Raw genomic sequence first — 14,595 nt, 5'->3', positions numbered from 1 at the left:
ATGCTTACCTGTAAACAAATCTTTGAGTTGTTGCTCCCAATTGAGCAACAACTCAAAAACCACAGTGACTATTTAGCTCACTTACCTAATAAAGAAGATGCTGAAAAAAAATCAGTAGAGCTTTTGCATGAACATTGCCATTTAGTTAATACCTATTTCCTCAAATTAATCGAAGAACATGACTTAGAAAACATTATTGATTCTTTGATTATAGACTTATGCAATAAGCTAAAATTTGAAGGAAAGGAAAAAGTTGAAAATTTCATTAAAAAGTTATTTGTCAGCACGATAGTTTTTCATGATTATGGTAAAATCAATGAAAACTTTCAGGCTTTGAGAATGACTAATAATAAATTTAGAAAAAACACATCATCCCCTTTTACTCCCCCACACGGACATTCTTGGTTAGGAGCATATATTTTTAATAGTCAGTTTTTAGAAAAGGTAGTTCAAGAACAAAGTGAAGAAGATTATGAAAACTTATTCATGATCACTACTTTTTTTAGTTATTCTATTTTAATGCACCATAGCAGTAACTTAGGTAGTGTTGGAGATAAAATTAAAGATTCAAATTTTGGCAAATTTTATGAGGCAATGCAACCTTATTTAGCAAAATATGGCTTTACTTTTAATAAGGATTATTCTGATTTTATTTTAAAAGATGATTACAACACCCTTTTAAAACAGTTTCATGAAAAACAAAAAAAGGAGGATGCATTCCCCCTTTATGCACTATTAAAACTCAATTTTTCTTTACTTACTGCTTCTGATTATTTGGCAACTCACGAATATATGAATAGTTCTGAGCATGGTAAAGAAGGAGCTATTGGGGATTTTGGGGTATTCAAAAATAGAGACCGAATTCTAGAAGTCTGTAAAAATATTCGTAAAAGCCAACCTCATAATCAGAAAACGTTTGACGAATTAGAAACATGGAAAGATTATGATGCAGCCAAAGAACTGCAAGAAATGTCGAAATCGAACTTGAATCTTCTTCGTCAGCAAATGGCAGTTGAGTTGATTAGGAATATTCGGAAGAATGCTGATAAAAGACTTTTTTATATCGAAGCACCAACTGGAGGAGGAAAAACAAACCTTTCAATGATTGCTCTAACCGAATTGTTAGACCAGAATCCTGAATTGAATAAAGTATTCTATGTTTTTCCTTTTACTACATTGATTACCCAAACGTACAAATCGTTGAAAGAAACTCTTATTCTTAATGATAATGAATTGGTTGAAATTCACTCAAAGGCAGGGTTTCATAGCAAACGAGAAGAAAATGAAGATGGAGAGTATGGAGATGAGAAAAAGGATTACATTGATAACAAGTTTGCATTGTTTCCAGTGAGTGTGCTGTCTCATGTGAAGTTTTTTGATATTCTAAAAACCAATAATAAAGAGACCAATTATCTTTTACATCGACTCGCAAATTCTATTGTAATTATTGATGAAGTACAAACATACAACCCCAATATTTGGGATAAAATGCTGTATTTTATCAGCCAATATTCAGCCTATTTTAATATTCGATTTATTCTAATGTCGGCAACTTTGCCCAAAATTGATGAATTAGATATTCCAACATTTAAGGAGGAGTTCGTGAATTTGTTACCTAATGCTCAGAAATATCTCTCAAATCCCAACTTTAGTCAAAGGGTGCAATTTGTGTTTGAAGAAGAACTAATGAGCAATTTAACAATTGAAAAACTACGAGATGTTGTATTGAAAAAATCAAAAGCTTACGCAGATAATAAGGGTAGTGTTCATACGATTATAGAATTTATTTTTAAGAAATCAGCTTCGAATTTTAGACAACTCATTTTAGATTCTGAACAAACCTTGTTTGATGAAGAAAATATCCTTGTCCTTTCTGGAACGATATTGGAGCCAGAAAGAAGAAAAATCATCAATAAGATTAAGAATAAAGACAATCGAGATAAAAATATCTTACTCATTACTACGCAAGTGGTAGAAGCAGGCGTAGATATTGATATGGATTTGGGCTTTAAAAATGCTTCTCTTTTAGATAGCGATGAACAGTTGGCTGGGCGTGTTAATAGAAATGCAAGTAAGGATACCTGTGAAGTGTATTTATTCAAATTAAATGATGCCAATTTTATTTATGGTAAAGACGAACGGTATAAGGTTTTAAATTCAAAAAATACTGAAGTTAAAATCTCAAAAGAAGATATATCTGATATTTTAAACAAAAAGGAATTTTACCGACTTTATAAAGAGGTTTTTGAAAGAATAAACCTGTATAACCGAAAAGCTTATGCTGATAATTTCGAGGCAGAAATTTTGGATAACGTAGGAAAATTAAATTTTGACGATGTTGATAGAAACTTTAAAATAATTGATCAACAGAATGAAACAGTATTCGTTCCGATACATTTACCTATTCAAATAGAATCAAGTAAAACTGGGGAACAGGAAGATATTTTTTCAGCCGACGATTTGAAGTTTTTAAAAGGGTTTAATGTTCTTCCAGAAGATGAATTGTTGGATGGGAGTGAGGTTTGGAGAGTTTATGAGTCGTTGATTGATAGAGAGATAAAAAGTAAAAAGGAAGAAAAAGGATTTGATATTAAGACGAAAATAGACTTTAAAATACTGCAAAGTATCATGTCTAAATTTACGTTTTCGTTGTTTGCACATACAAAAGTTGTAACAGAATTAAGAAGCTGTGGATTTATACAAGAAAAATATGGTTTTCAATTAATAACCGAATCTGGTCTTAATTTGAGCACCCCAGTTTATTTGATAGAACACGGCTTAAATGAAAATGCTATTCAGACTACCGAAAATTTCTTTTTATAATGAAAACCATCAACGCCACACTTATTAATATTTACCATATCTGTCACCGTGAACTTTGGCTTCATGCCAACGGTATTACGATGGAGCATACTTCTGATGTGGTTTATGAAGGTAAACTTATTGGAGAAGAAAGCTACCCGCAGCGTGCTGAGAAAAATCAAGAATTAGAAATTTTGGCAGAGTTGAATGATGGTATTCGAGCTTCGGCAAAGATAGACTTTTTTGATGCTCAAAAAGGCATTGTTCATGAGACCAAGAAGTCGGATGCCAAGGAAAGAGCCCATGTGGCTCAGGTGAAATTTTATCTCTTTTTATTGAGAAAAAATGGTATTCCAGCACATTATGGCATTATCGAGTATCCAAAACTTCGAACTACCGAACGAGTTGAATTGCTTGATGATGAAATGTCGGAGATTGAAAATTGGATAAAAGATGTTTCCGAGATTATTCACAGAGAAGTCTGTCCACCCAAACTATCTATATCCAAATGCCGTTCATGTAGCTATTTTGATTTTTGTTGGTCTGGTGAAATAGAAGAGTAACATCGTTTGAACACCATAATATAAACCTTTTGACAACATGAAAAAATCCTATTACCTATTTAACCCTGGGCGTATGAGTCGTAAGGATAATACGCTCTACTTTACACCTGTAGATGAGCATGGGAATGAAGGTCAAGTTCGCCCAATACCTGTTGAATCGGTAGATAATTTATACTGTTTTGGAAGTTTGGATGCCAATAGCGCTTTGTTTAATTTTATGGGTAAAAACCATATATCGGTACATTTTTTTGACTATTATGAGCACTACACTGGCTCGTTTATGTCTAAAGATTACCTGTTGGCAGGCAAAATGCAAGTAGAGCAAACCAAGCACTATATTTCGGATAAAAAACGAATGGTTATTGCCCAGACCTTGATTAATGGAGCGGCGTTTAATATGAGTCGTAACTTGAAATATTACCAGAGTAGAGGTAAAGATGTTACCAGTTCGTTGGAACGTATAGAAAATTACGTTTCTTTGATTGAAAGTGCCAAAAAGGTTGATGAATTAATGGGGATAGAAGGCAATATTCGTCAGGCGTATTATGATGCTTTTGATACGATAATCAATGATTTTGAGATGGGAAATCGCAGTAAAAAACCTCCCAAAAACGAAGTGAATGCCTTGATTTCATTTGGAAATATGATGTGTTATACGATGTGTTTGGATCAAATTTATCATACTCAATTGAACCCTACGATTAGTTTTTTGCATGAGCCAGGTGTGCGACGATATTCATTGGCCTTGGATATTTCTGAGATATTTAAGCCATTGTTGGTAGATAGGACAATTTTTAGTGTATTGAATAAAAAGCAAATTCAGGCGAATGATTTTCGACAAGATACCAACAGATGTGTCTTAAAGGACAACGCCAAGAAGGTATTTGTACAAGCATTTGACGAACGATTAAAAGAGACCTTCAAACATCGAACATTAGGACGTAACGTTAGTTACAAGCACCTAGTAAAATTGGAATGTTATAAACTCAGCAAACATATTTTGGGAATAGAGACTTATAAACCGTTTAAAATGATGTGGTAAAGCCAATTAGTGAGCTATGAATGAGTGATTTAGTGAATAAAGCTGATGGAATTAAAACTTTGATTGATATGTATGTGATTTTGGTGTATGATATGGGAGAAAAGCGAGTAAGCAAAATGATGAAACATTGCCGAAAGTATTTAAACTGGATTCAAAATTCGGTATTCGAGGGAGAAATTACGGAGGTAAAGTTGAAGGAGTTAGAGATAGGTGCACGAAAAATCATGAATGAAAACGAAGATAGTTTGATTATCTTTAAGAGCAGGAATGAGCGTTGGCTTGACAAGCAAATAATAGGAGTAGAGCGTATGAGTACGGATAATTTTTTATGACGTATAATGATATACGCAAGTCGTCGAGTCTTATAAAGTTCATTGAAATACTGAAATTTTATCAATCAAAGAGATAGGTTTTTGAGTTAAGTTTCTGATAATCAATAGTCGTCGATGTACGGGGTAAATCTTATCATTACACATCGACGATTTTTTTCTAGTTTTTTCGAGGGAAAAAGTGTTATTTTATCAAATCAAGGCCACTTTTCCAACGGCCTTTAATCGTACCATGCAGGAATTGAAACTAAGCGAAACACCCGAAAGTATATTTTGTGATAATACGCCTTTAATCGTACCATGCAGGAATTGAAACAAGCTTAGAATATCACCATAATGCTCAGCTCTGTTTCCTTTAATCGTACCATGCAGGAATTGAAACAAAAATACAGGAAAATAATACTTGCAAAATTTTTCCCTTTAATCGTACCATGCAGGAATTGAAACAAAAGTTCACATAAAAGATATTTTGATGGTTGATACCTTTAATCGTACCATGCAGGAATTGAAACTGGACATACTCAGATTGGGAAGCAAAAGACCCGAATCCTTTAATCGTACCATGCAGGAATTGAAACAACCTATCTGCCTTGGCAGATAGCTAACCTAACCACCCTTTAATCGTACCATGCAGGAATTGAAACAGATATTCAGGATGGCAATAGAGCAATCAAGGGATCCTTTAATCGTACCATGCAGGAATTGAAACAGCTGATCTTCTTCTTGACCCACAACTTTCACAATTCCTTTAATCGTACCATGCAGGAATTGAAACAAATGTGATTTCTACCGATAAAATTCGTATTGTTCCTTTAATCGTACCATGCAGGAATTGAAACGGTGTTTTTCTCAGATTCTATGAATGACTCTTCAACCTTTAATCGTACCATGCAGGAATTGAAACAAAAGAATTTGGAATTTCGGTAGATGACGATTTTGCCCTTTAATCGTACCATGCAGGAATTGAAACCTGACGAAGGTGTATTGAAAAAGATGGCCGAGCAAACCTTTAATCGTACCATGCAGGAATTGAAACGCAGAAGGGACAATTATTCGTTGTCCCTTGACATCCTTTAATCGTACCATGCAGGAATTGAAACTCCCCTAACGGTGACACAAGCACCGTACTTTTGGGGCGCCTTTAATCGTACCATGCAGGAATTGAAACGATGTCATAGCCTCCATAGCGTTTTGAACATCTTGGAACCCTTTAATCGTACCATGCAGGAATTGAAACGGATTATTGGACTGTATTTCGATTTTTGTACCGACCTTTAATCGTACCATGCAGGAATTGAAACAAAAGAATCTTTGAGGCAATGGAAGCACATCTTTGCCTTTAATCGTACCATGCAGGAATTGAAACCAAGCTGAACCAGTCCCAGAAAGACTCCCACAACGAACCTTTAATCGTACCATGCAGGAATTGAAACAGGTCTATGACAAAAGAGGCGGAAACGGAACTCTAGTAGCCTTTAATCGTACCATGCAGGAATTGAAACTTCTTGACCATACTCAGAATGATGATACTTATGGAGACCTTTAATCGTACCATGCAGGAATTGAAACTTGAAGCAACCCGAAGACCTGACCAAGAAATATGAACCTTTAATCGTACCATGCAGGAATTGAAACTAGCAAGCTCTTTGAGCTGTTCGTTCTGACTACGGCCTTTAATCGTACCATGCAGGAATTGAAACTGGAAACAACTAATAAGAAGGCTGTAAACAACAGCCCCTTTAATCGTACCATGCAGGAATTGAAACGCAACTCAAGCAGCTGCATCTGCGACAACAGCTACCCTTTAATCGTACCATGCAGGAATTGAAACGGCGAAATGGTTTTCGCAAAAGATACACTCACCTTCCTTTAATCGTACCATGCAGGAATTGAAACATTAAAACCTATTGAGGCAAAAGCTGAAGTCGCAAAACCTTTAATCGTACCATGCAGGAATTGAAACAGGAACGCCAGCCTGTTGCCTTCCAATTCTGCAGTTCAACCTTTAATCGTACCATGCAGGAATTGAAACCAAGTTGGGGCCTATCAGAAGAACCGTTAAGAGCTTCCTTTAATCGTACCATGCAGGAATTGAAACATCCAAATCCCAGTCGCTAACCAGTGATTGAAACTCCTTTAATCGTACCATGCAGGAATTGAAACAGCCAAAATTGAACAGGCTTTGCTTACTGCCCAGCAAACCTTTAATCGTACCATGCAGGAATTGAAACTAAAATCTGACGTTCCTCCAAAAATCGCCAAATGCTCTACCTTTAATCGTACCATGCAGGAATTGAAACGTTCCAAAAACGCTGTGTACTCTAAGTCTCCAGCCTCGTCCTTTAATCGTACCATGCAGGAATTGAAACATGATTGAATTACAACGGAATTTGGCTTTAACGTTTGCCTTTAATCGTACCATGCAGGAATTGAAACTAGGAAGTAGAATATGCTAAGCGTCCACATTTTTCACCCTTTAATCGTACCATGCAGGAATTGAAACCAGCTTTCAATTTGTCTTTTGTCAATTGGTGAGCATCTCCTTTAATCGTACCATGCAGGAATTGAAACAAGTCTATTGGAAAATTGAATTTTGTGCAGGGAGCCTTTAATCGTACCATGCAGGAATTGAAACCGATAATTGGCGTTGCAGCAGTATTAGCAGCAGGAGCAACCTTTAATCGTACCATGCAGGAATTGAAACGATTGAGCCTCTTGTATCTTGCCATTGTACTTAGTTACCTTTAATCGTACCATGCAGGAATTGAAACGCAATATATTAGCCGAGTTACCGAGGCAAACAAAATGCCCTTTAATCGTACCATGCAGGAATTGAAACTTGCAATTTTCAAAAAGAGTGCTCCCAATAAAATTGTCCCCCTTTAATCGTACCATGCAGGAATTGAAACATGCATAGCATTTGGAGTAATAACTAGAAAAGATTTCCTTTAATCGTACCATGCAGGAATTGAAACTGAATAAGAATAAAGTTATTGTCCTGAAAATGACTGACCTTTAATCGTACCATGCAGGAATTGAAACGCCATACAAAGTTTTTTGGAGCACCCCGATGGTGTCCTTTAATCGTACCATGCAGGAATTGAAACTCGAGCGAGATATTGATTTTTGTCAGACCTACTCTCCTTTAATCGTACCATGCAGGAATTGAAACAATTCAATTTTACGGCTTTCTGAAGTAGAAAACACCTTTAATCGTACCATGCAGGAATTGAAACTTCCGAGCTGGCCACTGGCTCAGGACAACACTACGCCCCTTTAATCGTACCATGCAGGAATTGAAACGTACAGCAACGCCCCGAAGTTGATTTTCCTTGCTGTCTCCTTTAATCGTACCATGCAGGAATTGAAACTATTCAATATTGGTGCTATATTTGTGAAATATTTTTCAACCTTTAATCGTACCATGCAGGAATTGAAACTTAATATTAAACTATAGCTATGAATAATTTGCAAAACCTTTAATCGTACCATGCAGGAATTGAAACCGAACGAATACAAGAGCGCAGTAGTAGCGAGCTTACTACCTTTAATCGTACCATGCAGGAATTGAAACCTCCAAAACGTCCACCAATCCAATAAATAGCCTTCTTCCCTTTAATCGTACCATGCAGGAATTGAAACACTCTCTTTTTAAATCTACGATTGGATTATATACACCTTTAATCGTACCATGCAGGAATTGAAACTACAACGATAGCAATTGACAACTGGAGAGCAATGATGCCCTTTAATCGTACCATGCAGGAATTGAAACAATATTGTAGGCTATCGATATGAAATCACTCTCCAGTTCCTTTAATCGTACCATGCAGGAATTGAAACATCGACAATGTTTGAAAACGGCACACAGCAAAATGCCTTTAATCGTACCATGCAGGAATTGAAACTAGCCGAAATAATGAAATATTGTGAAAATGATGAAGCTGCCTTTAATCGTACCATGCAGGAATTGAAACTTTTCGATTAAGATTAAAACGGTTATGAAATCGGACCTTTAATCGTACCATGCAGGAATTGAAACAAGTTGGCTAAAAACCAAACTGAAGACGGATTTATTACCTTTAATCGTACCATGCAGGAATTGAAACTTTTGTTATATTGCGCTTCGTTGGTGGTGTCAATGCTTCCTTTAATCGTACCATGCAGGAATTGAAACAAATCACAAACAACATAATACGTTTTTGTTTGTGCCTTTAATCGTACCATGCAGGAATTGAAACCAGCAGATTCGATTAAAGGTTTCTTCAAAATAAAGTACCCCTTTAATCGTACCATGCAGGAATTGAAACCATTATATCCTTTAGCCTCCACGAAAAGAGCATATTCCCCTTTAATCGTACCATGCAGGAATTGAAACGCAAATACTTACTACTGGAACTCTGGTAGCCCTGCAAGCCTTTAATCGTACCATGCAGGAATTGAAACGATAAAAATAGATGGTACACTGAAGAACATGAGAACCTTTAATCGTACCATGCAGGAATTGAAACCTGGTACAATTGATACCTCTAATTTGAAAAGAGACTCCCTTTAATCGTACCATGCAGGAATTGAAACACGAGAAATCGGGTACCCTATTCGGCATCTGGACTCGCCTTTAATCGTACCATGCAGGAATTGAAACTCCAAAAAGCTATAATCTAACCTTACAGAAATACCTACGCCTTTAATCGTACCATGCAGGAATTGAAACAAAGTTTCAGAAATGGAACAAAGCTACATTCAATCCCTTTAATCGTACCATGCAGGAATTGAAACTGTAAGAGTGCAGAACATGGAACTGATTGCCTTTTTTCCTTTAATCGTACCATGCAGGAATTGAAACAGAATTTTCCAAAGCGACGATGGATGGCGGACTAGATCCCTTTAATCGTACCATGCAGGAATTGAAACAGGAATTGTCAAACTGCAAATGTCTTTTCGAGAGCCACCTTTAATCGTACCATGCAGGAATTGAAACCTAAGCAGGGTATTTCGAAGAAGCACTTAGAAACCTCCTTTAATCGTACCATGCAGGAATTGAAACTTCAATGACATACAAGTAATAATATTTGTATCTACATCCTTTAATCGTACCATGCAGGAATTGAAACCGTCTAAAGCCAAATAGCCTGTTCCACCAGTACTAGCCTTTAATCGTACCATGCAGGAATTGAAACAAATGAAAAAACAAATTGCTTTACTAGTTCTATTCTCCTTTAATCGTACCATGCAGGAATTGAAACTGATTCAATCACCCAATTAGAAGAAAGTTTGCAAAAACCTTTAATCGTACCATGCAGGAATTGAAACTTGGTTACTGGATTGACTACCCTAAACAAGAAGTACACCTTTAATCGTACCATGCAGGAATTGAAACAACAAATCACTGTAACTTATCGGATTTTGTCCTGTTCCTTTAATCGTACCATGCAGGAATTGAAACGTGACAATGCCTATCGACTTGCTTTTTACTCCTTTGCCTTTAATCGTACCATGCAGGAATTGAAACCTTACCGTATGTGCATTATCAGCTTTTAAATACAATGCCTTTAATCGTACCATGCAGGAATTGAAACTGGTTTTCAATAGCCTCCATCGCCTCGTCTGTCGCCTTTAATCGTACCATGCAGGAATTGAAACTCTTGTAAATAAATGCCTGCTTGAAAATTTTTTTGCCACCCTTTAATCGTACCATGCAGGAATTGAAACAGCTTGAGCTGAAAGCTGGTGAAAGTCTTGAGCGCCGCCTTTAATCGTACCATGCAGGAATTGAAACATGATTTGTCCAGGAAAGAGCTGCTTTTCCTTGTACAACCTTTAATCGTACCATGCAGGAATTGAAACACTTTCACTAAGGAACAAGCCAAAACCGTAAAACGTCCTTTAATCGTACCATGCAGGAATTGAAACAACTACTCAAGGTATTCTATGTAACCCACCCTGGCAACCTTTAATCGTACCATGCAGGAATTGAAACAGTACGATGTCCTCTATTATGGCAAAATCACTGTACCTTTAATCGTACCATGCAGGAATTGAAACTCGTGCCTATTACTGGGACTATTAGCACGTTTCCGCTCCTTTAATCGTACCATGCAGGAATTGAAACTACATTTGCTCCTGGTTCAAATCAACCATTAAATCTTCCTTTAATCGTACCATGCAGGAATTGAAACAACACATTGTATCTGTGTAGTCAATGATGTAATCATATCCTTTAATCGTACCATGCAGGAATTGAAACATTGGTGCAACGGATGATCTTGGTAATAGTATTTTCCTTTAATCGTACCATGCAGGAATTGAAACATCTCTCCAGTGTAGACACCACCGATTTCTAATTCCCTTTAATCGTACCATGCAGGAATTGAAACCTTTGACTATGTTCAATGATATTTCTTAGTATTTCCCTTTAATCGTACCATGCAGGAATTGAAACATAAATATTTCGTCGTGATTGTAGATGGCACTCATTCCTTTAATCGTACCATGCAGGAATTGAAACAGAATATTAAACTTGCTAGTTATACAACAGGTTCGGCCTTTAATCGTACCATGCAGGAATTGAAACATAATCCTATAAAAGCCAATCCTGAAAAAAAGGTATCCTTTAATCGTACCATGCAGGAATTGAAACGAAAGAGCCTGATTATAGATTTCGATACACTTAATCCTTTAATCGTACCATGCAGGAATTGAAACGCTTTTTTTCTGGCAATTTCAGCTACCTTTTCGTCCTCCTTTAATCGTACCATGCAGGAATTGAAACCGGTTGAAGGTGAATTTTTTACAAGCGAATTATACAACCTTTAATCGTACCATGCAGGAATTGAAACGCAGTAATTTCCTTACTGAAGCCCGCAAAACTAAACCTTTAATCGTACCATGCAGGAATTGAAACGCGATGTTGGGACGTCCTTCTTTTACTATACTTACAACCTTTAATCGTACCATGCAGGAATTGAAACGCTCTAATGATTTTGACAGAAACGCCCGCTTGGTCGACCTTTAATCGTACCATGCAGGAATTGAAACATCGTTGTGCCTTCGATAAACTGCTTGTTATAACTGTCCTTTAATCGTACCATGCAGGAATTGAAACTTTTTCGCAGTCCGAACAGTTACTCCACCTTTGCTACCCCTTTAATCGTACCATGCAGGAATTGAAACCGAAACAAGTTCACACGTTTACACTTGGTATATTCCTCCTTTAATCGTACCATGCAGGAATTGAAACTAACTCACAGAGAGGTAAAAGCACTGTATTGATGGACCTTTAATCGTACCATGCAGGAATTGAAACATCTTGGTCTTTCTTCTGTCAAAAAACAAGGGTATTTCCTTTAATCGTACCATGCAGGAATTGAAACTAATCTATTTTCTTCTATCGTCTCCAATTTTATGTTCCTTTAATCGTACCATGCAGGAATTGAAACGCTATTAATTTTGAAACAAACCGTTTTTGATTGAATACCTTTAATCGTACCATGCAGGAATTGAAACGGTGTTGAAATGACAATTTTAGAGCTCCCAGCACCCCTTTAATCGTACCATGCAGGAATTGAAACAAGGTAAAAGGTGTTATCCTATTCGACCAGAATGGCCTTTAATCGTACCATGCAGGAATTGAAACAGTCTGGAAACTCTTTAAATAAATCCCTGTAAACACCTTTAATCGTACCATGCAGGAATTGAAACTCAATTACCCTACTATCATCGTTGCACGTGTATAAGCCTTTAATCGTACCATGCAGGAATTGAAACAGGCAGACTTTTTAGCTGTAGAGGCTTAATTTCTTCCTTTAATCGTACCATGCAGGAATTGAAACTAATCTTCAATTGAAAGCTTGTCATTTTTACCTAGCATCCTTTAATCGTACCATGCAGGAATTGAAACGCCTCAAAATGCACAAGAAGTTGATTTGCATGTGCACCTTTAATCGTACCATGCAGGAATTGAAACTATTTTGGACGTACTCTATACATTTTTATCGCTCGCCTTTAATCGTACCATGCAGGAATTGAAACCCAATCAATTGAACTGGACTTGCAGATACGAATTTTGCCCTTTAATCGTACCATGCAGGAATTGAAACTGTCACGGAACGCCTCAATTAGTTCTTTCACGTAGCCTTTAATCGTACCATGCAGGAATTGAAACGGTATTGGCTCAGACTTGAATGCCATAAACAAGCCCTTTAATCGTACCATGCAGGAATTGAAACACGGCACCATGCAAAAGGCAGGTCTTTTCATGATTACCTTTAATCGTACCATGCAGGAATTGAAACAAGATTACTTGGAAAATTTACCCTTAAACTAAATACCTTTAATCGTACCATGCAGGAATTGAAACGGAATACCAATAGCGATTAAGACAAAAGCAAGTAACCTTTAATCGTACCATGCAGGAATTGAAACTATATATTCCCCCCAGCTTCGATGTTATCTGCACTTCCCTTTAATCGTACCATGCAGGAATTGAAACGTTAATAATATTGCTGATTTTGAAGCTAGGAACACCTTTAATCGTACCATGCAGGAATTGAAACTTGAATATCCAACCTAATAAAGAACTAGATGAAAAGCCTTTAATCGTACCATGCAGGAATTGAAACAAAAAATAGACGGCATTCTTGGAAAGAACACTTTACCTTTAATCGTACCATGCAGGAATTGAAACTCGGCTTTTAAAATGTTTTTCAATACGGTTTAAAATGCCTTTAATCGTACCATGCAGGAATTGAAACTGTCAGACTGGACACGATACCAAAGCAAATCCTGCGACCTTTAATCGTACCATGCAGGAATTGAAACTCATGTAAGCCACTAGCGAACATTCTGGCCATTGCTGTCCTTTAATCGTACCATGCAGGAATTGAAACACTCTTATGTAGTGTGTGACTTACCTACAGAGCCGCCTTTAATCGTACCATGCAGGAATTGAAACTACCTAGTGCGTAGCAAGTTATTAAACGACTGCTTCCTTTAATCGTACCATGCAGGAATTGAAACATGGCCGTTAGTGCTCGTTTGGCTTGTGTTTCGGTCTCCTTTAATCGTACCATGCAGGAATTGAAACATTTATTTTTGACAAATGGGAAAGGCTTGTCAAGATCCTTTAATCGTACCATGCAGGAATTGAAACTGGCATAAAATGTTTAGTTAGTTCAAAAAGTAAAGCCTTTAATCGTACCATGCAGGAATTGAAACAAGTCTGCCGTTTTCTTGTCTGTCGCTGACGTACCGACCTTTAATCGTACCATGCAGGAATTGAAACGGGTCGTTACGGTTAGCAATGCCATAAGTACCCAATCCTTTAATCGTACCATGCAGGAATTGAAACTAATACTAAATGTTTAAAAATTTACGCCTACTCTTTTCCTTTAATCGTACCATGCAGGAATTGAAACGAGAAAAACGAAGTTAATAGTGAGTGTTCGATTACCTTTAATCGTACCATGCAGGAATTGAAACAGTATTAAAAGACAATGGCTTACAAAAGAAAGTCGATCCTTTAATCGTACCATGCAGGAATTGAAACATAATGGGCTGGCTTATGTCTATGACCCTTTTAACCCTTTAATCGTACCATGCAGGAATTGAAACAGGCAATGCAGCCAAATTGCCCAAAGCTTCTGGTGCCCTTTAATCGTACCATGCAGGAATTGAAACACTTTGAAATATCTGTAAATGAACTTGCACCAGTACCTTTAATCGTACCATGCAGGAATTGAAACTGTGCACTAATCGTGGAGTTTCAGGACGGCAATAAGCGCCCTTTAATCGTACCATGCAGGAATTGAAACATGCGAAAGCTGGTTGCAAGGCTTCCATCAAGAAAACCTTTAATCGT

4 protein-coding genes and 1 CRISPR repeat array are annotated in these 14,595 nt (G+C 37.0%); all 4 genes read left to right on the top strand.

What is annotated here, in order from left to right; genetic code table 11:
* The first annotated feature begins 30 nt into the window (after positions 1-30).
* From cas3 to cas2, 4 genes are read left to right on the top strand one after another with little or no spacing between them, the layout of a single operon-like run.
* Entirely contained in the window at positions 31-2,823 is a 2,793-nt protein-coding gene (gene cas3 / locus GVN22_RS17865; protein ID WP_166552373.1) for a CRISPR-associated helicase Cas3', read from the top strand.
* Positions 2,823-3,365, top strand: a complete 543-nt coding sequence (gene cas4, locus GVN22_RS17860; protein WP_166552372.1) for a CRISPR-associated protein Cas4 — start codon at positions 2,823-2,825, stop codon at positions 3,363-3,365. Before cas3 ends, cas4 begins: the two co-directional genes overlap by 1 nt.
* Positions 3,366-3,402: 37 nt before the next feature.
* A complete protein-coding gene (gene cas1b / locus GVN22_RS17855) occupies positions 3,403-4,407 on the top strand; it encodes a type I-B CRISPR-associated endonuclease Cas1b (RefSeq protein WP_166552371.1) in 1,005 nt (334 codons plus the stop codon).
* A gap of 20 nt (positions 4,408-4,427) precedes the next feature.
* Complete coding sequence (gene cas2, locus GVN22_RS17850) at positions 4,428-4,739, top strand: CRISPR-associated endonuclease Cas2 (RefSeq protein WP_240915699.1); 312 nt, start codon at positions 4,428-4,430, stop codon at positions 4,737-4,739.
* 215 nt (positions 4,740-4,954) lie between these two features.
* Positions 4,955-14,548: a CRISPR direct-repeat array (repeat unit 30 nt; unit sequence CCTTTAATCGTACCATGCAGGAATTGAAAC).
* Positions 14,549-14,595 lie beyond the last annotated feature (47 nt).

The organism is Cellulophaga sp. BC115SP (genome assembly GCF_009905545.1).
In the GTDB taxonomy this organism is placed as follows: domain Bacteria; phylum Bacteroidota; class Bacteroidia; order Cytophagales; family Spirosomataceae; genus Flectobacillus; species Flectobacillus rivi.
The sequence above is the reverse complement of the archived record's forward strand: the minus strand, read 5'-3'. Positions and strand labels throughout refer to the sequence as shown.

Coding starts and splice junctions, on each gene's coding strand:
- cas4 (WP_166552372.1), top strand. CDS start 2,823: ATGAAAACCATCAACGCCACACTTATTAATATTTACCATATCTGTCAC.
- cas1b (WP_166552371.1), top strand. CDS start 3,403: ATGAAAAAATCCTATTACCTATTTAACCCTGGGCGTATGAGTCGTAAG.
- cas2 (WP_240915699.1), top strand. CDS start 4,428: ATGAGTGATTTAGTGAATAAAGCTGATGGAATTAAAACTTTGATTGAT.